Source organism: Bordetella ansorpii (assembly GCF_900078315.1).
Taxonomy (GTDB): Bacteria; Pseudomonadota; Gammaproteobacteria; order Burkholderiales; family Burkholderiaceae_B; genus Bordetella; species Bordetella ansorpii.
Genome location: NZ_FKBS01000029.1, coordinates 825,279 through 851,282, shown reverse-complemented (window position 1 = coordinate 851,282; position 26,004 = coordinate 825,279). Strand labels below are relative to the sequence as shown.

19 protein-coding genes and 1 pseudogene are annotated in these 26,004 nt (G+C 68.7%); 7 read left to right on the top strand and 13 right to left on the bottom strand.

Annotation, left to right across the window (positions count from 1 at the left end; genetic code table 11):
- Window positions 1–11: 11 nt before the first annotated feature.
- The 8 genes and pseudogenes from A7W11_RS25545 to A7W11_RS25510 all read right to left on the bottom strand — a co-directional run bounded on the left by A7W11_RS25545 (window position 12) and on the right by A7W11_RS25510 (window position 11,957).
- Complete coding sequence (locus A7W11_RS25545) at window positions 12–191, bottom strand: hypothetical protein (RefSeq protein WP_066420774.1); 180 nt, start codon at window positions 189–191, stop codon at window positions 12–14.
- Window positions 192–245: 54 nt separating this feature from the next.
- On the bottom strand, window positions 246–1,445 hold the full coding sequence (locus A7W11_RS25540) for an acetyl-CoA C-acyltransferase (protein ID WP_066420772.1): 1,200 nt from the start codon (window positions 1,443–1,445) through the stop codon (window positions 246–248).
- Between the two features lie 102 nt (window positions 1,446–1,547).
- Window positions 1,548–3,938, bottom strand: a complete 2,391-nt coding sequence (locus tag A7W11_RS25535; protein ID WP_066420765.1) for a 3-hydroxyacyl-CoA dehydrogenase/enoyl-CoA hydratase family protein — start codon at window positions 3,936–3,938, stop codon at window positions 1,548–1,550.
- Window positions 3,939–4,023: 85 nt separating this feature from the next.
- Window positions 4,024–5,328, bottom strand: a complete 1,305-nt coding sequence (locus A7W11_RS25530; protein WP_066420762.1) for an OmpP1/FadL family transporter — start codon at window positions 5,326–5,328, stop codon at window positions 4,024–4,026.
- Window positions 5,329–5,453: 125 nt separating this feature from the next.
- Window positions 5,454–7,388, bottom strand: a complete 1,935-nt coding sequence (locus A7W11_RS25525) for a 3-hydroxyacyl-CoA dehydrogenase NAD-binding domain-containing protein (RefSeq protein ID WP_066420760.1) — start codon at window positions 7,386–7,388, stop codon at window positions 5,454–5,456.
- A gap of 116 nt (window positions 7,389–7,504) precedes the next feature.
- A pseudogene (locus A7W11_RS25520) lies at window positions 7,505–8,791 on the bottom strand (acetyl-CoA C-acetyltransferase); the annotation flags it as partial.
- A gap of 91 nt (window positions 8,792–8,882) precedes the next feature.
- The gene (locus A7W11_RS25515) at window positions 8,883–11,225 is read right to left on the bottom strand and encodes an acyl-CoA dehydrogenase (protein ID WP_066420759.1); all 2,343 of its coding nucleotides are present in this window, start codon (window positions 11,223–11,225) and stop codon (window positions 8,883–8,885) included.
- Window positions 11,226–11,273: 48 nt separating this feature from the next.
- Complete coding sequence (locus tag A7W11_RS25510) at window positions 11,274–11,957, bottom strand: TetR/AcrR family transcriptional regulator (protein ID WP_066420757.1); 684 nt, start codon at window positions 11,955–11,957, stop codon at window positions 11,274–11,276.
- A gap of 344 nt (window positions 11,958–12,301) precedes the next feature.
- Here A7W11_RS25510 and epsC point away from each other — a divergent pair, with 344 nt between their 5' ends.
- A complete protein-coding gene (gene epsC / locus A7W11_RS25505) occupies window positions 12,302–13,246 on the top strand; it encodes a serine O-acetyltransferase EpsC (protein WP_066420756.1) in 945 nt (314 codons plus the stop codon).
- Window positions 13,243–14,061 carry an NAD-dependent protein deacetylase gene (locus tag A7W11_RS25500; RefSeq protein ID WP_066420755.1) on the top strand — a complete coding sequence of 273 codons (819 nt, stop codon included), beginning with the start codon at window positions 13,243–13,245 and terminating at the stop codon, window positions 14,059–14,061. The genes epsC and A7W11_RS25500 overlap by 4 nt, the downstream gene beginning before the upstream one ends.
- Before the next feature lie 63 nt (window positions 14,062–14,124).
- On the opposite strand, the gene A7W11_RS25495 is transcribed toward A7W11_RS25500, so the two are convergent.
- Both A7W11_RS25495 and A7W11_RS25490 read right to left on the bottom strand, forming a co-directional pair.
- Window positions 14,125–14,514 (bottom strand): hypothetical protein, encoded by a 390-nt coding sequence (locus A7W11_RS25495; RefSeq protein WP_066420753.1) that lies wholly within the window; start codon window positions 14,512–14,514, stop codon window positions 14,125–14,127.
- A 77-nt stretch (window positions 14,515–14,591) separates the two neighbouring features.
- Window positions 14,592–15,437, bottom strand: coding sequence for an inositol monophosphatase family protein (locus tag A7W11_RS25490; protein WP_066420751.1), 846 nt, complete (start codon window positions 15,435–15,437; stop codon window positions 14,592–14,594).
- 569 nt (window positions 15,438–16,006) lie between these two features.
- On the opposite strand from A7W11_RS25490, the gene nirB reads away from it, so the two are divergent.
- The 5 genes from nirB to A7W11_RS25465 are packed head-to-tail and all read left to right on the top strand — an operon-like array spanning window position 16,007 to window position 21,842.
- Window positions 16,007–18,559 (top strand): nitrite reductase large subunit NirB, encoded by a 2,553-nt coding sequence (nirB, locus tag A7W11_RS25485; protein ID WP_156523230.1) that lies wholly within the window; start codon window positions 16,007–16,009, stop codon window positions 18,557–18,559.
- Window positions 18,559–18,918, top strand: a complete 360-nt coding sequence (nirD, locus tag A7W11_RS25480; protein WP_066420742.1) for a nitrite reductase small subunit NirD — start codon at window positions 18,559–18,561, stop codon at window positions 18,916–18,918. The genes nirB and nirD overlap by 1 nt, the downstream gene beginning before the upstream one ends.
- Before the next feature lie 34 nt (window positions 18,919–18,952).
- Window positions 18,953–19,765 (top strand): formate/nitrite transporter family protein, encoded by an 813-nt coding sequence (locus tag A7W11_RS25475; RefSeq protein WP_066420740.1) that lies wholly within the window; start codon window positions 18,953–18,955, stop codon window positions 19,763–19,765.
- A gap of 27 nt (window positions 19,766–19,792) precedes the next feature.
- Entirely contained in the window at window positions 19,793–20,560 is a 768-nt protein-coding gene (gene cobA, locus A7W11_RS25470; protein WP_066420739.1) for a uroporphyrinogen-III C-methyltransferase, read from the top strand.
- 16 nt (window positions 20,561–20,576) lie between these two features.
- Window positions 20,577–21,842, top strand: coding sequence for a nitrate- and nitrite sensing domain-containing protein (locus A7W11_RS25465; protein WP_082887480.1), 1,266 nt, complete (start codon window positions 20,577–20,579; stop codon window positions 21,840–21,842).
- A 55-nt stretch (window positions 21,843–21,897) separates the two neighbouring features.
- Here the strand turns inward: A7W11_RS25465 and A7W11_RS25460 are convergent, their stop codons facing one another.
- The 3 genes from A7W11_RS25460 to A7W11_RS25450 all read right to left on the bottom strand — a co-directional run bounded on the left by A7W11_RS25460 (window position 21,898) and on the right by A7W11_RS25450 (window position 25,922).
- On the bottom strand, window positions 21,898–22,887 hold the full coding sequence (locus A7W11_RS25460) for an aldo/keto reductase (RefSeq protein WP_066421843.1): 990 nt from the start codon (window positions 22,885–22,887) through the stop codon (window positions 21,898–21,900).
- Window positions 22,888–23,072: 185 nt separating this feature from the next.
- Window positions 23,073–24,545: an NAD-dependent succinate-semialdehyde dehydrogenase gene (locus tag A7W11_RS25455; RefSeq protein ID WP_066421836.1), complete on the bottom strand. Its 1,473-nt coding sequence runs from the start codon at window positions 24,543–24,545 to the stop codon at window positions 23,073–23,075.
- Window positions 24,546–24,665: 120 nt separating this feature from the next.
- Complete coding sequence (locus A7W11_RS25450) at window positions 24,666–25,922, bottom strand: 4-aminobutyrate--2-oxoglutarate transaminase (protein ID WP_066420737.1); 1,257 nt, start codon at window positions 25,920–25,922, stop codon at window positions 24,666–24,668.
- Window positions 25,923–26,004 lie beyond the last annotated feature (82 nt).

Genomic DNA, 26,004 nt, shown 5'->3' with positions numbered 1-26,004 from the left:
ATCCTGGGTCCTCAGCCGTCGGGGAAGAGACCGACGCAGGCGAGATCGTTGTAGCGCTTGTGCGGGTCCGCCACGAGGTCCGCGGCAGGCCGCGACGCGGCGTGATGCACGACCAGCGGCAGGTCTTCGTCGTAGAGATATTGGGTATCCAGGTCCTGGCAGCGGCGGCCAAAAGAAACCGGATTCGCCAAAAAAAGCGCCCCTGGAAGCAAGGGCGCGGTTCGGTGCATCAGGGCGGTTGGGCCTTACAGGGCCTCGAAGATCCCCGCAGCCCCCATCCCGGTCCCGATGCACATCGTCACCATGCCGTATTTGCCCTTGGTGCGCCGCAACCCATGCACCAGCGTGGCCGTACGAATCGCCCCTGTGGCCCCCAACGGGTGCCCCAACGCGATCGCCCCTCCCAGCGGATTCACCTTGTCGGGATCGAGCTGCACATCCCGGATCACCGCCAGCGACTGTGCGGCGAACGCCTCGTTCAACTCGATCCAGTCGATGTCCTGAAGCGCCAGGCCCGTCGTCGCCAGCACCTTCGGAATCGCCGCGGCAGGCCCGATGCCCATGATCTCCGGCGGCACGCCCGCCACCGCGAATCCGGCAAAGCGCGCCAGGGGTTGCAGGTTGAACTCGCGCAGGATGCGCTCGGACACCAGCACCACCGCACCCGCGCCATCCGACATCTGCGAACTGTTGCCCGCCGTGACGCTGCCGCGCGCGGCGAACACCGGGCGCAGCTTCGCCAACGCTTCCGGCGTGGTGTCGGCACGAGGGCCTTCGTCCCGGTCCGCCGTGCGTTCCACCCGCCTGGGCTCGCCCGACTTGCCGTCCGGCAGCCACGACACCACGGTGTAGGGCGTGGTCTCGGCCTGGAAGTGGCCGGCCTCGATGGCGGCGATGGCCTTGCGGTGCGAGGCGAGGGCGAAAGCGTCCTGGTCTTCGCGCGACACCTTCCAGCGCTCGGCCACCTTCTCGCCGGTCAGGCCCATGCCGTAGGCCATGCCCAGGTTTTCGTCGTGTTCGAAGATGGCGGGGTTCATGGCCACCTTGTTGCCCATGATCTGCGGCATGGCGCTCATGGACTCGGTGCCCGCGCCGATCATGATGTCGGCTTCGCCCAGGCGGATGCGTGCGGCCGCGTCGGCCACGGCCTGCAGGCCCGAGGCGCAGAAGCGGTTGACGGTGACGCCCGCCACGCGGTCGGGCAGGCCGGCCAGCAGCAGCGCGATGCGCGCCACGTTCATACCTTGTTCGGCTTCGGGCATGGCGCAGCCGGCGACCACGTCGTCGATGCGCGCGCTATCGAGCGACGGCACCTGCGCCAGCGCGCCGCGCAGCGCTGCGGCCAGCATGTCGTCGGGGCGGGTGTGGAGGTACAGGCCGTTGCGCTTGCCCACCGGCAAGCGGGTGGCGGCCACGATATAGGCTTCCTGCATGGTCTTGGTCATGGTCGGTTTCCTGTTTTTACCGCCGGGCCGCCCCAAGGGAAAAAGCGCCCCCCTCGGGGGGGCAGCAAGCCGAAGGCGCGGCGTGGGGGCATTTTCATTGCCTTAGTTGCGAAGCGGTTTGCCGGTGTCCAGGGTATGGCGGATGCGCGCCTGCGTTTCGGGCGTGCGCAGCAGCGCCACGAACTCGCGGCGTTCCACCGCCAGCAGCCAGGTCTCGTCCACGCGGGTGCCGGCGTCGATCTCGCCGCCGCACAGGGCCACCGCGGCGCTGCGCGCGACGCGGTAGTCGTGCTCGCTGATCATGCCGCCGGCACGCATGTTGACCAGCACCATTTCCAGGTTGGCGATGCCGGTGCGGCCCGCCACCGGGATGCCACGCACGGGCAAGGGCGGCTTGTAGCCGGTGTCGGCCAGCGCGCGCGCCTCCTTCAGCGCGACCCACAGCAGTTCGCCGGGATGGAACACCACCGGATCGGTATCGGCCGCGTAGCCCATGTCGACGGCCTGCAGCGCGCTCTTGGCGACCTGCGCCGTGGCGATGTTCTGGAACACGGGTTGCAGGTATGGGAAGACCTCGTTGGGCGTGGCCGTGGCCGCGGCCAGGGCGGCCGCCCGCGCGGCCAGCGCCTTGCTGCCGCCGCCCGCCGGGATCAGGCCCACGCCGGCCTCGACCAGGCCCACGTAGCTCTCCAGCGCCATCACGCGCCGGGCCGCATGCAGCATGAATTCGCAGCCGCCGCCCAGCGCCATGCCCTGCACCGCCGCCACCACCGGCACCTGCGAGTAGCGCAGCGCCAGCGACGTGTTCTGGAAAGTCTCGACCGTGGCCTCCAGCATGTCGAACTGTCCCGCCTGGCAGGCCTGGTAGACCTGTTCGAGATTCGCGCCCAGCGCAAACGGCGCGTCGTGCCACAGCACCAGGGCATTGAAATCGGCCTCGGCGCGCGCGACGGATTCGCGGATGCCTTCGAGCACTTCATTGCCCAGCACGTGGTTGCGCGTGGTGATCGACAGGATCGCCACGCCGGCATCGACTTGGGGCAAATGCCACAGGCGCACGCCCGGGTTCTCCCACACGGTGACGCCGCGGTCGGGCGCGGCCTCGCCGGCCACGGTCTCGGGGAACAACTGGCGGCCATACACCGGCAGCGACGAACGCGGCTGCCATTTGCCGTCGGTGGCCCGGTACGAGCCCTCGGGCGCGTGCACGCCCTGGCGTTGCGGCTCCAGCACCCAGGCGGGCAGGGGAGCGTCGCTCATGGCGCGGCCTTGCTGCACGTCGTCGGCGATGGCGCTTGCGACGTCCTGCCAGCCCGCGGCCTGCCAGGTCTCGAAAGGACCCTGGCTCCAGCCGAAGCCCCAGCGCATGGCCAGGTCCAGGTCTCGCGCGTTGTCGGCGACGTCGGCCAGGTGCACGGCGCTGTAGTGGAACAGGTCGCGGAAAATACTCCAGAGGAACTGCGCCTGCGGGTGCTGCGAGGCGCGCAGCTCGGCCAGCCGCTTGGCCGGATTGCGGCCGTGCAGGATGGTGGCGACTTCATCGGCCACCTTGCCGCCGCTGGGACGATAGTCGCCCGTATTCAGGTCCAGCACCTGAATCTCTTTGCCCACCTTCTTGTAGACGCCCGCGCCGCGCTTCTGGCCCAGCGCGCCGGCGTCGATCAGGCGTTGCAGCCATTCCGGCGACTTGAAATGGCGATGCCAGGGATCGGCCGCCAGATGGTCGTGCATGGTGCCGATGACGTGCGCCAGCGTATCCAGGCCCACCACGTCGGCGGTGCGGTAGGTGGCGCTCTTGGGCCGGCCGATCAGCGGACCGGTCAGCGCATCCACCTCGTCGAAGCCCAGGTTCAGCCGTTGCGTGTGGTGCATGGCGGCCAGGATCGAGAACACGCCGATGCGGTTGGCCACGAAGTTCGGCGTGTCCAGCGCGCGCACCACGCCCTTGCCCAGGCGGGTGGTCAGCCAGGTTTCCAGGCCATCCAGCACCTGCGGCTGCGTGAACGAGGTGGCGATCAGTTCGACCAGCCGCATGTAGCGCGGCGGGTTGAAGAAGTGCACGCCGCAGAAACGCGGGCGCAGGGATTCGGGCAGGGCCTCGGCCAGCGACTGGATGGACAGTCCCGAGGTGTTGGACGCGATGGTGGCGCGCGCGTCGAGATGCGGCGCGATGCGCTCGTACAGCGCGGTCTTCCAGTCGAGCCGTTCCGCAATGGCCTCGATCACCAGGTCGCATTGGCCCAGTTTCGGCAGGTCGTCATCGTAGTTGGCGGGCGCGATCAGCGCCAGCCGGGCCAGGCCGGCCAGCGGCGCGGGTTCGAGCTTCTTCAGGCCCTCCAGGGCTTTGCGGGCGACGCCATTGCGGTCGCCCTCCTTGGCGGTCAGGTCGTACAGGGTGACGCGCACGCCCGCGTTGGCCAGGTGGGCGGCAATCTGCGCACCCATCACGCCAGCGCCCAGGACGGCGGCATGCTTGACGATGAACTTGCTCAAAACAACCTCCTCGTTGGTGGAGCGGTCCTGGTGAGGGATGCACCAGGACCGCCCGGGGCCGCGACGCGCAACCGCGCCGGACCTGTCAGAACCGTGCGGTGACCTGCACGCCCAGGATGTTTCCCTTGCTTTCGTAGCTGCCCGCCAGGCGGCCCCTGGACAGTTGGTTGCCCGATGTGGTGTCGATGTCGGAGTCGCGCAGGTACAGATAGGTGTAGCCTACATCGATGTCGATGTTCTTCGTGGCCCGGTATTGCACCCCGGTCGAGAACCACCAGCGGTCGGTGTCCGGCAGCGAGGCCAGGCGGTCTTCCGCCTTGTGCACCGGCGACTGGTCGAAGGCCACGCCGACCTTCCACTTCCATTGCTCGTTGATCTGGTAGTTGGCGCCCAGCGCGATGCGCCAGGTGTCACGGAAATTCAGCGGCAGCGAGTCGGAGGGGCCATTGCGGTTGGCGATGTCCAGCGACTGCAGGCTGCTCCAGCCCGTCCAGGAAATGTCGCCCAGCAGTTGCCAGCGTGGCGTGAGCTGGTGCGAGGCGCTCAGGATGAGCTGGTCGGGCAGCTTCACCGTGGTGCTGGCCGCGTAAGACGCGGTGGTGGTGGCGCCGCCGGGCAGGGCGATGTCGTTGACGTCGGTGTTGCCCTTCGCGTCCTGTTTCATGGTGGAGCGGTACGACACGCCGATGCGGGTGCTTTCCGTCGGCTGGAACATCACGCCGGCGTTCCAGCCCCAGGCGTCGCCATGCATCTTCAGGCGGGCGTCGCCGTTGGTGAAGATGCCCGCCGCGGGCACCAGCGGCACGACGGTTTTCTTCTGGTATTCGGCGTCGATGCGCTGCCAGTTGGCGCCGATGCCCAGCGACAACTGGTCGGACACCTTGTAGGCGATGGACGGATTGATGTTGTAGGTGGTGATCTCGAATTTGTTCGAGTGGTACTGGCCCGCCCAGCCGCTGTCGTACTCCGTCATCAGGCCGAACGGCGCGCCCATGCCGATGCCCAGCCACCACTTCGGCGCCACCTGGTACGACAGGTAGGCATTGGGCACCACGCCCAGGTGGCCCGCATCGCCGCTGTTGCCGCCGGTGGGAGCGGTGCCGCCCAGCACGGTGGGGTTGCGGCTGTTGCCGTTGTCCCGGAACTTGAACGACGGCCAGATGGCGTTGGCGCCCGCCGACACGTTGCCGCCGGGCAGATAGGTCATGCCGGCCGGGTTGAAGTAGATGGTGCTGGCGTTCTCGGGGTTGGCGGCCGAGCCCGCATAGGCGTTGCCCAGGCCGCTGGCGTTCTGTTCCAACAGTTGGAAACCGGCGGCATGGACGCCCACGCCGTAGGTGCCTGCGAGCAGGGCGGTGATGGCGTTGAGCGCCAGGAGGTGTTTGCGCATTCTCAGGTCTCCGATGGATATAGGTATTGTCGCCGGGCTGGTTTGCTTTTTTGGGTCGCCGCAACCGCCCGATCGTTGTTGTTCCTGCGTTTACTACTCGCCCGCCGGCCTGCCGGCGGGCGGGTTTATTCCGTGGTGGGCGCCGTTGGCTCCTGGGTGCGCGACCCATGCAGCGGACCGCCGGTGTAGGGGGCATAGCCGGTGCCGAAGATCACGCCGGCATCGGCCAGGTCCGCGTCCGCCACGACGCCCGCGGCGACCTGCTGCCGCGCGCGCGCGACAAGGGGTTCGACCAGGCGTTGCGCCAATCCTGGTGCGGCCCGGCCGGCTTCGCCGCGGGCGGGCTTGACGGCCTTGCCATCGCGCCACGTGTAGAAGCCCTTTCCCGTCTTGCTGCCCAGCTCGCCGCGCTCGACGTGCTGCAGCAGGCAGCGGGGCGGTTCGGCGCCATCCGCCAATTGGCGTCCGGCGGCCAGCGCGATGTCCAGCCCCACGGTGTCGGCGAGTTCGATGGGCCCCATCGGCATGCCGTATGCCGTCATCGCGGCATCGATGGCGGCGGGCGCCATGCCTTCGTCCACACAGCGCATGGCCTCCAGCATGTAGGGCGCCAGCACGGCATTGACCAGGAAGCCCGGCGCATCCTGCACCGGCAGCGGCAGCTTGCCGATGGCGCCGACGAAGGCGCAGGCGCGGGCCTGCGCGCCGCCGTCATCGGCCGGGCCGCGCACCACTTCGACCAGCGGCATGCGCGCCACGGGGTTGAAGAAGTGGATGCCGACCAGCCGTTGCGGTTGCGCCAGTTCCGCGCCCAGGTCGCGCAGCGACAGGCTTGACGTATTGGTGGCCAGCAGTGCGCCCGGCTTCAGGCGCGGCTCGATCTGGCGATACAGCGCGCGCTTGGCGTCGAGTTGTTCGACGATGGCCTCGATGACCACGTCGGCCCGCGCGACCCCGTGCCCTTCGGGATCCGGAATCAGGCGGTCGAAGGCGGCGCGCGCGGCGCGGCGGTCCTTCAGCTTGCGGGAATAGAGCTTGCCCGCGCGTCCCAGCGCAGGCGCGATGCGCGAGAGGTCCTGGTCCTGCAGCGTGACGGTCAGGCCGCGCAGCGCGCACCATGCCGCGATGTCGCCGCCCATGGTGCCCGCGCCCACCACGTGCACGTGCGCCACGGCCGGCGTGCCATCCGTCTTGCCGTAGGCCTTCAGGCGCTCTTGCAGGCGGAACACGCGCACCAGGTTGCGCGCCGTGCCGGAGGACAGGATGGCGTCCAGCCGCGCGGGCGCCAGCAGGGCATTGCCTTCGTGCTGTTCCCACAGGTCGACGATGGCGCCGGGCGCGGGGTAGTGGCCCTGCGGATCTTTCTCGGCGATGCGCTTGCGCGCCTGCCGGGCCACCAGTCCCTTGACGGGCGGGCGGTTCATCAGGCCGGGGATGCCGCGCGCGCGGCGCGGTTTCTGGCCAGACAGCACCTGATGGCGCGCGGCGGCATCGAGCAGGCGGGTCGGCACGCGGGCATCGGCCAGGCCCAGCGCCGCGGCGCGGCGGGCGTCGATGCGCCGGCCGGTCAGCATCATGTCCAGCGCGGCCGGGGCGCCGATCAGCGCGGGCAGGCGCAGCATGCCACCCCAGCCGGGCACGATGCCCAGCATCACTTCGGGCAGGGCCAGCGCGGTGTCGGGCTCGTCGGCCACCAGGCGATAGCGGCAGGCCAGCGCCAGTTCCAGGCCGCCGCCCAGGCAGTGGCCGTGGATCAGCGCCAGCGTGGGATAGCGCACCCCGGCCAGCCGCTCGAACAGGTGCCAGCCGCGCGCGATCAAGGCGCGGGCGGCTTCGGGGCCGTCCAGCGCGGCGAACTCGTCGATGTCGGCGCCGGCGATGAAGCCGGCCTTCTTGGCCGACCGGATCACCAGGCCGCGTGGCGGCTGGGCATCCAGCGCATCCAGCATGGCGGACAGTTCATCCATCACGGGGGCGGACAGCGTATTGACCGCGCCGTCCACGCAATCCAGCGTCAGCCAGGCCAGGCCGTCCGCGTCGTGTCGCAATTGCCAGTTCATCGCGCTTCCTCCGTGCCGGGCAGGGCGGGCTGGAGCGGGCTGGCGGAGCCTGCCTGCCCTGCGTGCGCGGGTTCCTCGTCATGCGCCGCGGCCGTTCGCTGGCCCGGCGCGCCGCCGTCCAGGGTCTCGACCAGCATCGCGCCGCCCTGGCCGCCGCCGATGCAGATGGCGGCCATGCCGCGCCGCAATCCCCGCGCGCGCAGCGCATGCAGCAGGTGCAGCACGATGCGCGCGCCCGACGCGCCCACGGGATGGCCCAGCGCGATGGCGCCGCCGTCCACGTTCAGTCTCTCCTGGTCCAGGCGGCCCCAGGCCGGCGTGCCCAACTGCTCGGCGCAATAGGCCTCGTCCTGCCAGGCGGCCAGACATCCCAGCACCTGCGCGGCGAACGCTTCGTTGATCTCCCACAGATCCAGGTCGTTCAGGCGCAGCCCGTGGCGTTGCAGGATGGGCGTGGCCGCATGCACGGGGCCCAGGCCCATCTGTGCGGGATCCAGCCCGGCCCATTGGCTGTCCAGGATGCGGCCCAACGGCTTCAGGCCGTACTGGTCGACCGCCGCCTGCGAGGCCAGCAGCAGCATCGCCGCGCCGTCGGTCACCTGCGAACTGTTGCCCGCCGTGACGTTGCCCCAGGGTTTGTCGAACACCGGGCGCAGCTTGGCCAGCCGTTCGGGCGTGGAGTCGTCGCGCACGCCGTCGTCGTGGTCGTGCAGTGTGCCCTTGCGCGGATCGACCAGCGGGGCCAGTTCGCCCTGCGTGTCGCCGCGCGCGCGGGCCGCCAGCGCGCGCTGATGGCTGCGCGCCGCGTAGGCGTCCATTGCGGTGCGGTCGATGCCGAAGCGGGTGGCCAGGTTCTCGGCGGTCTGCCCCATCGACAGGCCCACCACGGGGTCGGTCAGGCCCTTGAGCAGCCCGATCACGGGCGCCAGCTTGCGGAAAGGAAACTGGCCCAGCGTGGCCAGACGCGCGCCCAGGTTGCGCGCCGACGACCAGCGCGCCAGCCACTGCACCATCTCATCTGAGACCAGCACCGGCGCGCGCGACAGCGCGTCCACGCCGCCCGCCAGCACCAGGTCGTGCCGGCCCAGCTGGATCGAGGCGATGGCGCTGTCCAGCGCCTGCATGCCCGACGCGCAGTTGCGCATCACCGTCCAGCCCGGGACCTTGTCGCCGCAGCCCAGGCGCAGCGCGATCACGCGTCCGATGTTGACTTCGTCGGGCGAGGGCGCGGCGCAGCCGATGACCACTTCGCCCAGGGCATCGGGCGCGAAGGGCTGGCGCAACAGCAGCGCGCGGCCCGCCTGCACGGCCAGGTCGCCCGCGGCGAATGGGCCCGGGGCGTTGCGCGCCTTCAGGAAGGGACTGCGCGCCCCATCGACGACATAGACAGGCTGGAAACTCATGCGGTGTGCCCCTCGTCGTTGCGCGCCGGTCTTCCCGCGGCGGGAGCCGCGCGCCGTGCTGGGTGATCGTGCCGGGTCGTGCCTTGCGCCATCATGCCGCCCGCTCCTGGCGCTCGCCGGCCGCGTCCTGTGCGCCCAGGTCGAACGGGAAGTCGTCCACCCGCACCACGCGGTCACGCAACACGTTGCGCTGGCGCAGCAGCTTGTAGTCGTCGTCCGACAGCAGGCTGGCCGCCCAGGCCGCTTCGGCCATGTCGCGCACGTTGGCACGCGGGTTGCCGTCCAGCGCCCCACGTTTCTCGATATCGCGCAGGCGGGCTTCGGCGGGTTCGGCGGCCAGGGTGGCGGCCAGCGCCTGCTCCAGCGCGCCGACCGGCTCGTCGGCACTGTCAGGCAGATAGCAGCCGGCGGTCAGGCGGTCGCGCGCCGCGCCCGGCGCGATCAGCAACTGCGCCACTTTCTGGCCCAGCACGTCGCGGGGCGCGCGCTCGGGCATGCCCCAGGGGAACAGCACCACGCGCAGCAGTTCGGCCACGCCGCGTTGCGGCAGATTGTCCAGCACGCCGTTGGCGGCTTCCTGCAGCTTGTGCAGGGCATCCTGCATGGCCCAGTGCGCCAGCGGCGCGTCTTCCAGTTGGCGGCCCTGGTCTTCGTATCGCTTCAATACCGCGCTGGCCAGGTACAGCTGCGACAGCATGTCGCCCAGCCGCGCCGACAGCCGCTCGCGGCGCTTCAGGCTGCCGCCCAGCAACAGCATGCACAGGTCGGCCAGCAGCGCGAAGCTGGCGGCATAGCGCGTCATGCGGCGATAGTACGTATGCATGGCCGGCGCCGCGCGGCCGGGCGCCCGCGCGAAACGCGCGCCCGTGAACGCCAGCCCCAGGGTGCGGGCGGCGTTGCCCAGCGTGAAGCGCACGTGGCCCCAGAAGGCCTTGTCGAAGGCTTCCAGGCCGCGCTGCCGGTCGCTGTCCTGCGCCGCGCGCATCTCGTCCAGCACGTAGGGATGGCAGCGGATCGCGCCCTGTCCGAAGACGATCAGGCTGCGCGTCAGGATATTGGCGCCTTCCACCGTAATGCCGATGGGCGCCTGTTGGTACGCGCGGCCCAGGAAGTTCGACGGCCCCAGGCAGATGCCCTTGCCGCCGATCACGTCCATGCCGTCCACCACTACCTGGCGCGCGCGCTCGGTCACGTGGTACTTCACGATGGCCGACACCACCGAGGGCTTGGCGCCCAGGTCGATGGCGCCCGCCGTCATCACGCGCGCGGCCTCGGTCAGGTAGGTGTTGCCGCCGATGCGCGCCAGCGCTTCCTCCACGCCCTCGAAACGGCCCACCGGCACGCGGAACTGGCTGCGCACGCGGGCATAGGCGCCCACGGTGCGCGTGGTGTATTTGGCCATCGCCGAGTTGGACGAGGGCAGCGAGATCGAGCGGCCCGCCGCCAGGCATTCCATCAGCATGCGCCAGCCCTGGCCGGCGCGTTCCGGTCCGCCGATGATGAATTCCAGCGGCATGAAGACATCCTGCCCGCGCGTGGGACCGTTCATGAACATGGCGCCCAGCGGCTGGTGGCGGCGGCCCGTGTCCACGCCGGGATGGTCGTGCGGCACCAGCGCGCAGGTGATGCCCAGGTCGGTCTCGCCGCCCAGCAGCCGGTCGGGGTCGTACAGGCGGAAAGCCAGGCCCAGCAGCGTGCACACCGGCGCCAGCGTGATGTAGCGCTTGTCCCAGCTGACGCGCATGCCCAGCACTTCCTGGCCCTGCCATTGGCCGCGGCAGACGATGCCGTGGTCGGGAATGGCGGCGGCGTCCGAGCCCGCCCACGGGCTGGTCAGCGCGAAGGCCGGCACTTCGGTGCCGTTGGCCAGGCGCGGCAGATAGTGGTTCTTCTGTTCGTCGGTGCCGTAGTGCAGCAGCAGTTCGGCCGGCCCCAGCGAGTTGGGCACCATCACCGACACCGCCAGCGCGGACGAGCGCGTCGACAGCCGCGCGATCACTTCCGAATGCGCATAGGCCGAGAAGCCCAGGCCGCCGTATTCCTTGGGAATGATCATGCCCAGGAACCCGTTGGTCTTCAGATAGGCCCACAGTTCCGGCGACAGGTCTTTGCGCTGCTGAGTGATGTCCCAGTCGTCGGCCATGCGGCAGGCTTCGGCGGTCTCGTGGTCCAGGAAGCGCTGCTCGGCCTCGCTCAGTTGCGGCTTGGGATAGGACAGCAGCGTGTTCCAGTCCGGACGGCCACGGAACAGTTCGCCTTCCCACCACACCGTACCCGCTTCCAGCGCATCGCGCTCGGTGGCGGACATCTGCGGCAGCACCTTGCGGTACATCTGGAACACCGGCCTGGTCAGCAGGGCCTGGCGCAGCGGCTGCAGTATCAGCACCGCCGCCACGGCGGCCACCAACAGCAACAGGATCAGGAAGGCAAGCATGAGGGAGTCTCCGGTAGTCGTTGTGCTTGTCGTGGGCGCCGGTCGGGGTCAGCCAGGCGCCAGCAGGGGCGGCAATGGCGCGCGCAGGCCGCCCAGCAGGAAGCTCATCAGGCGCGGCATCAGCAGCGCGGGGTTGTCGGGCTGCTCGGTCTCGTCGATGCTCCAGTGCGTCACCAGGCGCAGGGTGCTGGTGCCCATGATGGCGTACGAGGTGGCGCCCAGCATGAAATGGAAGCGCCACATGATCTCGGCGCGGGGCACGTCGGGCAGCGAGGCGAACAGTGCGTTCTGGTAGCGTTCCATCACGTCGGCGTATTCATCGGCGAACAGCGTGCGGATGAATCCCGTGGGATCGGTCATGGTGCGTTCGAGCAGCGGCAGGAAATGCCGGCCGGCGTGCTCGGGATCGTCGGCCAGGCGCAGCAGGGTGCCGAAGAAAGCGTCCAATACTTGCGAGGGCTTCAGCGCCTTGCCGCCGGCCTCGGCCTCCAGCGTGTCCAGCACGCGCAGGCGTTCCTGGTTGACCAGCGCCAGGCGGCGTTTCAGCACCTCTTGCAGCAGCGCTTCCTTGCCACCGAAGTGATAGTTGACTGCGGCCAGATTGACGCCCGCGGCCGCGGTGATCTGCCGCATCGACGTGCCGTCGTAGCCATGATGGGCGAACAGGCCCTCGGCGGCATCGAGGATGGCCTCACGGGTGGAGGACGGCGGGAGGGAGGGCGTTTCCTTCATCGTCTCGGCTGATTCAAACGTTCGTTTGAGACTGATTATAGAGATTGTCATCTTGCTGAAATTCCCGATAATCCCTGACAGGGTTTACGCTTAGCCCTCTGCGCGGCGGATGCGGCAGCGCACAAGACCCCGCCGGCCTGTCGGCGACCCCGCCGGCTGGGCGGCCCAGCAGTTACAGTCGAGCCATGTTGCGTGTCCTGCATGCCGTCCGCCCGCGACGCGTTTTGTGCCGGTGTATTGATGGACGGTCCGCCCGCGGCACGCCGTTTCCGTTTTTTCGCGAGGTTCACCATGTTTGTAGACGTTCGGATTTCCGCCTGTGCCACCGGCCCGGAGGCACGGCAATGAGCCCCGCTTCCCTCCCGACGCAGCACTGGAATCTCGACGGCATCGTGTCCGGCCTGCGGGCCGCGCGCGTGGACTGGCGCGGCCCGCACGGCCGCCTGCGAGAGACTTCCGCCGGCCGTGAATTCCCGTCCCCCGAAGGCTTGCGCCATGTCGTCAAGCAACTGTGCGGCGCGCTGTTCCCGATGCGCCTGGGCCCCATCGATCTGCGCGAGGAAGTCGAAGACTTCTATGTCGGTCACACCTTGGGCGAGGCCCTGGACGAGCTGCTGCACCAGGTCTACCTGGAACTGCGCCACCTGAGCCGCGACGAAGACGAGCCGCGCGAACAGACGCTCGAACGCGCCGTGGCCATCACGCGCGCGTTCGGCGCCGAGCTGCCCGCCGTGCGCCGTACGCTGGACCTGGACGTGACCGCCGCCTATCAGGGCGATCCGGCCGCGCGCAGCGTCGACGAAGTGCTGTTGTCGTATCCCGGCGTCACCGCCATGATCCACTTCCGCCTGGCGCACGTGCTGTACCGCCTGGGCGCGCCCATGCTGGCGCGCATCGTGACCGAGCTGGCGCACTCCGACACCGGCATCGACATCCATCCCGGCGCCACCATCGGCCGCAGCTTCTTCATCGATCACGGCACCGGTGTCGTCATCGGCGAAACGGCCATCATCGGCGACCGCGTGCGGCTCTACCAGATGGTCACGCTGGGCGCCAAGCGCTTCCCGCCCGGTGAAAACGGCGAGCTGAAGAAGGGCTTGGCGCGCCACCCGATCATCGAGGACGATGTCGTCATCTACGCCGGCGCCACCATCCTGGGCCGCATCACCATCGGCAAGGGTTCGACCATCGGCGGCAACGTGTGGCTGACGCGCAGCGTGGCGCCGGGCAGCAACGTCACTCAGGCCAGCCTGGTGAGCGACATGCCCGACTGCGGCCTGGGCGCATGACCGCATCGCTGCAGGACCTGCGCATCTTCCTCGATGCGCATCCGCGCCTGTTCGTGCTGACGGGCGCTGGCTGCAGCATCGGCTCGGGCATCCCCGTCTATCGCGACGACGAGGGCGCCTGGATGCGCAAGCCGCCCATCGACTTCCAGACCTTCATGGGCGGCGTGCCGGCTCGCGCACGGTATTGGGCGCGCAGCATGGTGGGCTGGCGGCGCTTCGGCCACGTGCAGCCCAACGCGGCGCACCGTGCGTTGGCGGCGATGGAAGCCGACGGCCGCATCGGGCTGCTCGTCACGCAGAACGTCGATGGTTTGCACCAGGCGGCCGGCAGCCATCATGTGGTGGACCTGCACGGCAAGCTGGATGAGGTGCGCTGCATGAACTGCGATTGGCGCGGCGCGCGTGAGGCCTGGCAGCAGACGCTGGTGGAGCGCAATCCCGGTTGGGCGGCCTTCGACGCACCCGATGCGCCGGATGGCGATGCCGATCTGGAGGGCCTGGATTTTTCGTCGTTCGATATTCCCGCCTGTCCGCGCTGCGGGGGCATCGTCAAGCCGGATGTGGTGTTCTTCGGCGAAAGCGTGCCGCGAGATCGTGTCGAACGTGCGCAGGCGGCGCTGGAGCGCGCCGATGCGATGTTGGTCGTGGGGTCGTCGTTGATGGTGTATTCGGGCTATCGGTACGTGCTGGAGGCCAGCCGGCGCGGGCAGCCGGTGGCGGCGATCAATCTGGGGCGTACGCGGGCGGATGATTTGTTGGCGTTGAAGGTGCAGCAGCCTTGTGCGGAGGCGTTGGCGGCGTTGCGGGTGGGATAGGGAGCCGGCTTGGCGAGGCTCGGGTTTGCCGAGCGGTTCACGCCAGTCAAGCGTTCCGATGCCTCAGGCCTGGACGGCTTCCATTCTTGGCAACGCCTTCAACGGAAACTCCCCGACCCCAGGGATCGGAAAGAAGCGGATCCCCAGTATCGGCGCGCCTCTCAGCCGCCAGGACAGGTTGAATACCGCCATGTCGCAGCAGGGGATCTCGGGATGCTCCGTCTGCAATCGCTCGACCACGGCGCCGCCGGAATACAGATTGTGCCCAAGCAACCAGAACCTGGACGCGCCACGCACGATATGAAAGGTCTCGTCGCCATGGTGGATGGGATCGGCCATTACGCAGATGTCGATCCGCGTGATCTCGGCCACTGGCATGGTCCAGGATTTCTGACGCCAATAGAGCCTTAGCTCGTCGCCGGAATATTCAATTCGGTTGTCTTCGGCACCCATGTCCCAGCCTCGAAGCCATTTCAACCCGAGTCACAGCAGCCCGCTTGCAACGGCGTTGCCGGCCTCTAGGCCGTCCTTCACTGCGGCGCCAACTCACCCATCAACACCCGCCTGGCCGCATGCCAGCTACCCGCATCCGGCGCCAGCAGCAACCCCCCATCCCGATGCGTGGGCTTGTACGGGCTGCCATCGAAGTGCGCCGAATACCCGCCCGCCTCGCGATGAATCAGCCACCCCGCCGCGTGATCCCAAGGCGTCAGCTTGTTATAGAACAGCACATGGCAATGCCCCGATGCGGCCATGCGGTATTCATACGCCGCGCAGCGCAGCGACGCCGTGCTGCCCAGCTTGGACAGGTTGCCGTTCACCGTATCGCGCAACGGCTGCGGCAGATTGCCGGTGGCGATCATGCCGTCCATGTCCTCGGGCGGCGCGGGATCGGCCACTTTCAGCGGTTGCGGGGCCGCGCCCTGACGTTCGATCCAGGCGCCTTCGCCGCGCACCGCCAGCGCGGCATCGCGCCCGATGGGGTCGTAGATGACGCCCGCGATGACGTCGCCGCGATGGCACACCGCGATCATCATGCCGAACAGCGGCAGGCCCGCCACGAAGTTGCGCGTGCCGTCCACGGGATCGACCAGGAAGGCCAGGTCGGCGTCGACCAGCATGTTCAACAGCGCGGGGTTGCGCGTGGACGATTCCTCGCCGATGAACACCGAGCCGGGATAGAGCTTGCCCAGGCGGGCGGCGATGTGGCGCTCGGCGCCTTCGTCGGCATCGGTGACGGGGTCGCGGCGCGAGTCCTTCTCGCGCACGGCCTGGGGCGAAAGATTGCGAAAACGCGGCAGGACTTCGGCCTGGGCGGCCTCGGCCAGGATGGCTACCAGGCGACGGGTCTCGTCCTTGGAGAAGGTGCGGGTCATGGCGGGGCGGGGCCGGGCGGCCGGCGGAGGCTGTCGGGCGGTCAATCTAGCACGCGCGCGCGCTTGGTGGGATGACGCCGATTGTCGCGGAGCTATGTCGCGGGGCGGGCGCCATTCTCAATGAATGCCGGCGGCCATCCGGCAGCGCTTTATGTGAGGCGACCTCGGACTTGCGGCCGGGCAACTGACCGGCGCGAAACACGCCGCCGGTCTCGTCCCGCGCAAAGCGTGAAGCGGCAGTGGGGCCAGGCCCGTCGCGACGGCGTTGCTCCTTCGCGGTGCGCGCAGCCGTGCATGGCTGCACCATCGTTGTGCGCTGCCGCATTCGCCGGCACTCGCCCGTTGGCGCGCGTCGTGTGGAGCGGCCTCGCCTTTCCCCGTGGCGAGGCAACGATCACGGCGGTTTCCGTCAACCTGGCACGGCTTTTGCGTAAGCCTTGGCATGGCCCGCTGCTCCGGGCCTACTGACAACGTGTGCAATACCCGGCAAAGGCGCCCCATGACCATCCTGGTCTCGGGTGCCTTTGTGTTTTACAGGGACGCACGCCACGGAAGCCGCCATGAAAGACATGACATCCGCACCCCCCCTGCAAACCCTGATCGTGATCGGCAACGGCATGGTCGGCCATCACTGCGTCGAGCAACTGGTGGCGCAGGGCGCGCTGGCCCGCTACCGCATCGAGGTGTTCGGCGACGAGCCGCAGCGCGCCTACGATCGCGTGCACCTGTCCGAATACCTGTCCGGCCGCGATGCCGAGTCGATGGGCATGGGCGACGGCACGCTGTACCAGACGCCCGGCGTGACGCTGCACCTGAACACGCGCGTGCAGGAGATCGACCGCGCGCGCCACGAGGTGGTCACCGCCAGCGGCCGTCACGCCTACGACAAGCTGGTGATGGCCACCGGCTCGTTTCCCTTCGTGCCGCCCATCGCGGGCGTGGAAGAGCCCGAGGCGCGTCTGGTCTATCGCACGCTGGAAGACCTGGACGCCATCCGCGCGGCGGCTGCCGGCGCGCGCCGCGGCGTGGTGGTGGGCGGTGGCCTGCTGGGCCTGGAGGCGGCCAACGCATTGCGCGCGCTGGGGCTGGAGGCCCACGTGGTGGAGTTCGCGCCGCGCCTGATGCCGGTGCAACTGGACGAGGCGGGCGGGCAGGCATTGCGCGCGCGCATCGAGGCGCTGGGCGTGCAGGTGCACGTCTCGCGCGCCACCGAGACCATCAAGCCGGGCATGCGCCACCGCTATCGCCTGAACTTCGCGGGCGGCGAAGCCCTGGAAACGGATCTGGTCGTGTTCTCGGCGGGCATCCGGCCGCGTGACGGCCTGGCGCGCACGGCGGGCCTGGCGGTGGGCGAGCGCGGCGGCATCGTCATCGATGGCGATTGCCGCACCAGTGACGTCGACATCTATGCCATCGGCGAATGCGCGTTGTGGAACGGCATGGTGTACGGCCTGGTGGCGCCGGGCTACCAGATGGCGCGCACCGTCGCGGCCCTCCTGTGCGAACAACCGGCGCAGCCCTTCGCGGGCGCGGACATGTCCACCAAGCTGAAGCTGCTGGGCGTGGACGTAGGGTCCATCGGCGACGCGCACGGCGCCACGCCGGGCGCGCGCAGCTATCGCTACATGGATGAGGTGAATGCCGGCTACCGCCGCCTGGTGGTGTCCGAGGACGGCAAGCGCGTGCTGGGCGCGGTGCTGGTGGGCGACAACAGCTACTACGACACGCTGCTGCAGTACGTGCAGAACGGCATCGCGCCGCCGGCCGACCCCGCCGGCCTGATCCTGCCGCGCAGCGCGGATACGCCGGTGCTGGGCCCCGCCGCGCTGCCCGCCACGGCCACCATCTGTTCGTGCCATAACGTCAGCAAGGCGGCCGTGTGCGCGGCCATCGACGACGGCTGTACGGACCTGGCGGGCGTGAAGGCCTGCACCAAGGCGGGCACCGGCTGCGGCGGCTGCGCGGCATTGCTGAAACAGGTGTTCGAGCACGAACTGTCCGCGCGCGGCGTGGCGGTGGACAAGAGCCTGTGCGAGCACTTCGCCTATACGCGGCAGGAGCTCTATCACTTCGTGCGGGTGGAGGGCATCGAGTCGTTCGAGCAACTGCTGGCCGCGCATGGCCGGGGCCACGTGGGCTGCGACATCTGCAAGCCCGCGGTGGCGTCGGTGCTGGCCTCGTGCTGGAACCGGCCGATCCAGGATCCGCTGCTGGTGCCGCTGCAGGACACCAACGACACCTTCATGGCCAACATGCAGAAGAACGGCACCTACTCGGTGGTGCCGCGCATTCCGGGTGGCGAGGTGACGCCGGACGGGCTGATCGCCATCGGCGCCGTGGCGAAGAAGTACCAGCTGTACACCAAGATCACGGGCGGCCAGCGCATCGACCTGTTCGGCGCGCAGTTGCACGAGTTGCCGGACATCTGGGCCGAGCTGATCGCGGCGGGCTTCGAGACGGGCCATGCCTACGGCAAGTCGACCCGCACGGTGAAATCCTGCGTGGGCAGCACCTGGTGCCGCTACGGCGTACAGGACAGCGTGGTCATGGCGTTGCGCATCGAACACCGCTACAAGGGCCTGCGCGCGCCGCACAAGCTGAAGTTCGCGGTGTCGGGCTGCACGCGGGAGTGCGCCGAGGCCCAGAGCAAGGACATCGGCGTGATCGCCACCGAGCGCGGCTGGAACCTGTACGTGTGCGGCAATGGCGGCATGCGGCCGCGCCACGCAGAACTGTTCGCCACGGATCTGGACGACGAGATGCTGATCCGCCTGATCGACCGCGTGCTGATGCTGTACATCCGCACGGCCGACAAGCTGCAACGCACCTCGGTGTGGCGCGAGTCGCTGGACGGCGGGCTGGACTACCTGAAGGACGTGGTGCTGCACGACAGCCTGGGGCTGGCGGCCGAGCTGGAGTCGCAGATGCAACTGGTGGTGGACCGCTACGAATGCGAATGGGCCAACGCCATCAACGATCCCGAGAAGCTCAAGCGCTTCCGCACCTTCGTCAACGACCGCCGCGCGGATCCCGACGTGCAGTTCGTGGAGGAACGAGGCCAGCGCCGCCCCGCCACGGCCGCCGAGGCCCGCCGCATTCCCATCGCCGTGGAGCAACTTTGATGACCGCAACCCTGCAACGTTCCGACGTCCAGGCCTCGTGGCGCACCGTGTGCCAGCGCGCCGATCTCGTGGCCAACTCCGGCGTGGTCGCCTGGGTGGACGGCGCGCAGGTGGCGCTGTTCTACCTGCCGCAGGAAGGCGATGCCGTCTATGCCGTGGAACACCGTGATCCCAAGTCGGGCGCCAACGTGATCGGCCGCGGCATCGTGGGGCACCTGGCCGGCGCGCTGGTCGTGGCCTCGCCGCTCTACAAGCAGCATTTCCGGCTGGCGGACGGCAGTTGCGTGGAGTTTCCCGACCAGCAACTGCGCGTATGGCCCGCGCGCATCACGGGCGACGCGGTCGAGATCGCGGCCTGATTCATCCCTTCATCGAAGCACCGAGGTATCCAAAATGTCCTATATCGTTCCCACCGAATTCGTCACCAAGATGGTCGACGCAGGCGAATCCAAGCTGCACATGGGCACCCGCGACGCGCTGCTGCGCGCCTACATGGCCGGCGCCATCCTGGCGCTGGCCGCCGTGTTCGCCGTCACGGTCAGCGTGCAGACCGGCTCGCCCATCCTGGGCGCCGCGCTGTTTCCCGTCGGCTTCTGCATGTTGTACCTGATGGGTTTCGACCTGCTGACCGGCGTGTTTGTGCTGACGCCGCTGGCGCTGTTCGAGAAGCGGCCCGGCATCACGGTCGGCGTGATCCTGCGCCACTGGGGCGTGGTGTTCCTGGGCAATTTCGCGGGCGCGCTGACGGTGGCGCTGATGATGGCCATCGTTTTCACCTACGGCTTCGCGGCGCCGGTGAACAAGGTGGGCGAGGTCATCTCGCACATCGGCGAGAACCGCACGCTGGGCTACAAGGAATACGGCGCGGCGGGCATGCTGACCATCTTCATCCGTGGCGTGCTGTGCAACTGGATGGTGTCGCTGGGCGTGGTGGGCGCCATGATCTCGACCTCCGTCAGCGGCAAGGTCATCGCCATGTGGATGCCCATCATGCTGTTCTTCGCCATGGGCTTCGAGCATTCGGTGGTGAACATGTTCCTGTTCCCCTCGGCGCTCATCATGGGCGGCCAGTTCTCCATCATGGACTACCTGATCTGGAACGAGCTGCCCGTGGTGCTGGGCAACATGGTGGGCGGCATCTCGCTGACCGGCCTGACGCTGTACGCCACCCACCTGAAGACCGCGCCCAAGCGCAGCTTCGGCTGATTCTTCAAGCGCATCAGGAGCACGATCATGGAAACCTCTGTCTGGCTGATCGGCGCCGGCCCCGGCGATCCGGAACTGCTGACGCTGCGCGCGGTGAAGGCGTTGCGGCGCGCCCAGGTCGTGCTGGTGGACGACCTGGTGAATCCCGAGGTGCTGGAATTCTGCCCCGGCGCCCGCGTGATCCGCGTGGGCAAGCGCGGCGGCTGCCGCTCCACGCCGCAGGACTTCATCCAGCGCCTGATGCTGCGCTATGCCCGCCAGGGCCTGCGCGTGGCGCGCCTGAAGGGAGGCGATCCCTGTATCTTCGGCCGGGGCGGCGAAGAGGCCGAGTGGCTGACGCGCCACGGCGTGGCCTGCGAAGTGATCAACGGCATCACCTCCGGCCTGGCGGCGGCCACGGCCGCCGGCATTCCCTTGACCCTGCGCGGCGCGGCGCGCGGCGTGACGCTGGTCACGGCGCACACCGAGGACGGCAGCGAGCTGGCCTGGCAGGCCCTGGCGCAAGGCGGCACCACGCTGGTGGTGTACATGGGCGTGGCGCGGCTGGCCGCCGTGGCCGAAGCCTTGCTGCACGGCGGCCTGTGCGGCGATACTGCGGTGGCCATGATCGAACGTGCTTCGTTGCCCGACCAGCGCGTCTGCCGTTCGACCCTGGCCGCGATGGCGGCCGACGCCCAGGCGTTCGGCCTGCAGAGCCCCGCCATCCTGGTGATCGGCGAGGTGGCCGCCTGCCAGATGTTCGGCATCGCGCCGCAGGATATCGACGCCCGGGCGGGGGCGCGCAAACAGGCTTGAATCCAGGGGTAGTCTCATGAGCAGAGGGGCCATGCGGCCGGCATTGCGGTTTCTGCTGGCGGCGCGGCAGTCCGAGCTGCACGGGCTGGAGCAGCTATCGCATACCTGCCAGTTCGTCTCGCTGGTGGGCGAGCTGGTACACGCGCTTCAGAAAGAGCGCGGTTATTCGATCCTGACGCTGTGCCAGGACCGCGCCGACCTGTTGCCCACGCTGGATGCCTATACGCGCGGCGCCGAATCCGGCGAGGCGCGCATGCGGGGTTTCCTGGACAGCGTGTTGTCGCGCGGCAGCGAGCAGCCGGGCCGCGCGCGCTTGTACAGCTGTATCGCCTATGCGCTGTACCGGCTGGACGAGTTGCCTGACTTGCGGTGGCGCGTGCGCCAGCGAAAGCTGGACGCACAGGGCGCCAGCCTGGCTTTCACGCGCCTGGTCTCCAGCCTGCTGGCGGTGGTGTTCGAGGCCGCCGATGCTTCGCTGGATGCGGGCATCACGCGCCTGTTGGTGGCGCTGCTGAACTTCATGCAGGGCAAGGAACTGAGTGGCCAGGAGCGCGCTTACGGCGTGCTGGGATACACCGCGGGGTATTTCACCGATGCGCAGAAGGCCCAGATGGCCGAACTCGCGGCGGGGCAGCAGCGCTGCTTCGAGGTGTTCGGCGAATGCGCGCCCGCCGACGTGCTGCCGGCCTGGCAGCAGGTGCAGCCGCATACGGAAAAGGTGCAGCAACTGCGCGGCATGGCGCGGCAGACCCATGCGGGCCAGGCGCTGGATCCGGGGCTGGCCGAGCTGTGGTTCGAGTTATGCACCGCCCGCATCGACGCGATGGCGCCGGTGGAGCAGGGCCTGGCCGACACGCTGGCGCGCCAGTGCGCGCAGCGCATCGAGGCGGCCCGCGCCGAGCGCGACAATCATCGCTCGTTGCTGGACCAGTTCGCGCAGCACGTGGGCGGCGAGTCGCCCGCCATGCTGTTCAACGTGCAGCGCCGCGTGCTGGACGTGCCGCCGGAAGACGGCGTGGCCGGCGGCATCGAGCGTTCGATGCTGGACATGCTGCAGGACCAGGCCGCGCGCATGCGGCAGGCCGACCAGGCGCTGTCGCAGGCGCGCGGCGCGCTGGACGAACGCAAGCGCATCGAGCGCGCCAAGTGGTTGCTGGTGCAGAAGCACGGCCTGACCGAACCGGCCGCGCATGAGCGCTTGCAGCGCGCCGCGATGGAAAGCGGGATGTCGCTGGCCGACGTGGCGCAGCAGGTGCTGGACCACCCGGCGGCGCGGCGCTGATCGTCACGGCGCAATCACCGCGCCGGGCGTCCCGTGTGGCGGCCCGGCTCGATTCCTACAGACCCGTCGTCTTCAACAACTGCTCGGGATAGCGTTCGCCTTCGATCTGGATGGCGGCCGCCGCGGTCTCGATCTGCTCCAGGTCGGCGGCGGTCAGCACCACCTCGGCGGCGCCCAGGTTTTCCTGCAGGCGGTGCAGCTTGGTGGTGCCGGGGATGGGCACGATCCAAGGCTTCTGCGCCAGCAGCCAGGCCAGCGCGATCTGCGCCGGGGTGGCGTCCTTTTCCTGGGCGATGCGCTTGAGCAGGTCCACCAGCGCCTGGTTCTTGTCCATCGCCTCGGCCGTGAAGCGCGGCAGGATGCTGCGGAAATCGCCTTCGCCCGGCGGAGTGTCCTTGCTCATCGCGCCGGTCAGGAAACCCTTGCCCAGCGGGCTGTAGGGCACCAGGCCGATGCCCAGCTCCTCGCAGGCCTCCAGGATGCCGTTGGTCTGCACGCCACGAGTCCAGAGCGAGAACTCGTTCTGCAGCGCGGTGATGGGCTGCACGGCATGGGCGCGCCGAGCGGTCTGCGCGCCGGGCTCCGACATGCCGAAGTGCTTCACCTTGCCCGCGGCGATGAGGTCCTTGACCGCGCCCGCGACGTCTTCGATCGGCACGTTGGGATCGACGCGGTGCTGATAGAACAGGTCGATCTGCTCGATGCCCAGCCGCTTGAGCGAGGCGTCGGCCACCGCCTTGATATTTTCGGGCCGGCTGTTCAGGCCGGACTGCTTGCCATCGACGATGTCGAATCCGAACTTGGTGGCGATCACGACCTGATCGCGTACGGGGCGCAGCGCCTCGCCCACCATCTCTTCATTGGTGAACGGGCCGTAGACTTCCGCCGTGTCGAAGAACGTGACGCCCAGATCCACCGCCTGGCGGATCAGCGTGATGCCCTCCTGCTTGCCCAGCTTGTGGGCATAGCCGAAGTCCAGCCCCATGCAGCCATAGCCGATGGCCGAGACTTCCAACCCGTTCTTTCCGAGAGTGCGCTTTTGCATGGTCTTGCTTCCTTCCAAAGTGATTCCAGGGCAAGTGTGGCTTGCCAGGAATCAGTCTAGTCAGCGAAGCATAGGCTGATAAGACCGGGGGGCGGCATGGTCTCATGCATGCAATTCATGAATCGAGGGAAACTGCGCGTCCGCCGCATGGCCGGCGCATGCTCGCGCCGGCCTTTCCCGGTGAATCAGCCCTTCGCGCCCAGATCCAGGCACAGATACTTGGCTTCGACATATTCCTCGATGCCGTATTTGGAACCTTCGCGGCCCAGCCCCGACTGCTTCACGCCGCCGAACGGACCGACCTCGTTCGAGATGATGCCGGTGTTGATGCCGACGATGCCGTATTCCAGCGCTTCCGACACGCGCCACACGCGGGCGTAGTCGCGCGTGTAGAAATACGCGGCCAGGCCGAAGATGGTGTCGTTGGCCATCTTCAGCACTTCGTCTTCCGCCTTGAAGCGGAACAGCGGGGCCACCGGGCCGAACGTTTCTTCCGTCGCCACCTTCATCTGCTGCGTCACGTCGCGCAGGATGGTGGGTTCGAAGAAGGTGCCGCCCAGCTTGTGGGGCTTGCCGCCGGCGATGACCGACGCGCCCTTGGACGTGGCGTCCTCGATGTGTTCCTTCACCTTGTCCACGGCGGCCTGGTCGATCAGCGGACCTTGCGTCACGCCCTGCTCGAAGCCGTCGCCCACCTTCATGGCGTTGACCTTGGCGACCAGGCGCTGGGCCAGTTCGTCGTACACGGCATCGTGCACGTAGATGCGGTTGGCGCACACGCAGGTCTGGCCGGCGTTGCGGTACTTCGAGGCCAGGATGCCGTCCACGGCCGCGTCGAGGTCGGCGTCGTCGAACACGATGAACGGCGCGTTGCCGCCCAGTTCCAGCGACAGCTTCTTGATGGTGGGTGCGCATTGCTCCATCAGCGTGCGGCCCACTTCGGTCGAGCCCGTGAAGCTCAGCTTGCGCACGACGTCGCTTTCGCACAGCGCCGCGCCGATGTCGCGCGAGCTGCCGGTGATGACGTGGAACACGCCCTTGGGCACGCCGGCTTCCTCGGCCAGCACGGCCAGGGCCAGCGCCGTCAGCGGGGTCTGCTGGGCCGGCTTGACGATCATGGTGCAGCCGGCGGCCAGCGCGGGGCCGGCCTTGCGGGTAATCATGGCGGCGGGGAAGTTCCACGGCGTGATGGCGGCGGTGACGCCGATGGGCTGTTTCAGCACCAGCAGGCGCTGGCCGGCCTTGGGGCTTTGCAGCACGTCGCCGTCGATGCGCTTGGCTTCCTCGCCGAACCATTCCAGGAACGAGGCGGCATAGGCGATCTCGCCCGCGGCTTCGGTCACGGGCTTGCCCTGCTCGGCGGTCATGATGGCGGCCAGGTCCTGCTGGTTGGCCATCATCAGCTGCGACCACTTCAGCAGCACGGCGGCGCGCTCCTTGCCGGTCTTGGCGGCCCAGGCGGGCAGGGCGGCGGCGGCGCTGTCGATCGCCTGCTCGGTTTCCTTGCGGCCCAGCTTGGGCACGGACACGATGGTCTTGCCGGTGGACGGGTTGTCCACGGGGATGCTGGCGCCGGTGGCGGCGACCCATTTGCCGTCGAGGTAGCAGGCGTCGCGCAGCAGGTCGGGGCGCTTGAGCGTGAGGGAGGACTGAGTCATGAAAACTCCTTCGGAATCGGGGACGGCCGGCGTGCCCGCGATGTGGGGCGCGCCGGCCATAAGAGGGTAAGGCACAGCAAGCGCTGTGCCTATCGGGACGGAATATCCGCGGGTCTGCGCTCAGCCCTTGATCGCGTCGGCCAGGATATCCAGCGCGCGCGCGAACTGCGCATCGGGAATGGTCAGCGGGTACAGGAAGCGCAGCACGTTGCCGTACACGCCGCAGCTCAGCAGGATCAGGCCCTGCTGCATGGCGCGGGCCTGCACGCGCTTGACGGCCTCGGCGTCCGGCTTGCCGTCCGCGTCGACCAGTTCCACGGCAACCATCGAGCCCAGGCCGCGCACGTCGGCGATGCCGGGCACTTCCTTGCGCAGGTTGTTCAGGCGGCCCATCAACTGCTCGCCCAACTGGGCCGAGCGCTCGCACAGCTTTTCTTCCTCGATCACGTCCAGCACGGCCAGCGCGGCGGCCACGGACAGTGCGTTGCCGGCGTAGGTGCCGCCCAGGCCGCCGGGGGCCGGGCCGTCCATCACCTCGGCGCGGCCGACCACGCCCGAGATGGGCATGCCGCCGCCCAGGCTCTTGGCGATGGTCATCAGGTCGGGCTTGACGTCATGGTGCTGCATGGCGAACAGCTTGCCGGTGCGGGCGAAGCCGGTCTGCACTTCGTCGGCGATCAGCAGGATGCCGTGCTCGTCGCACACGCGGCGCAGTTCGCGCATCAGTTCGGGCGGGGCCACGTTGAAGCCGCCTTCGCCTTGCACGGGTTCGAGGATGATCGCGGCCACGCGCTTGGGATCGATGTCCGTCTTGAACAGCATCTCCAGCGCCTTGATCGACTCGGCTACGGTGACGTCGGCGCCGGGGAAGGGCGCGTGGAAGATCTCGGCCGGCATCGGGCCGAACGACAGCTTGTACGGGGCGACCTTGCCGGTCAGGGCCATGCCCAGCAGGGTGCGGCCGTGGAAGGCGCCGCCGAAGGCGATGACGCCCGAGCGGCCGGTGTACGAACGCGCGATCTTCACGGCGTTCTCGACGGCCTCGGCGCCGGTCGTGAAGAAGGCGGTCTTGGCCGGGCCTTCGATGGGAGCCAGCGCGTTGATGCGCTCGGCCAGCGCCACGTAGCCTGCGTACGGCACGATCTGGTAGGCGGTGTGCGTGAACTGCTGCAATTGCGCGGCGATGGCGGCCTGCACCTTGGGATGCACGTGGCCGGTGTTCAGCACGGCGATGCCGCCGGCGAAGTCGATGTATTCCTTACCCTCGGCATCCCACAGCGTGGCGTTCTCGGCGCGCACGGCATAGAAATCGCACATCACGCCCACGCCGCGCGGGGTGGCCTGGGCACGGCGGGTATTCAGTTCCTGGTTCTTCATGGTCAATCTCGGTAGGGGTATTCGTGCCGTTGCTGCGGCGGGGTGGCGAGCGCGTGCAGCGGCGCCCGGGATACGAAATATT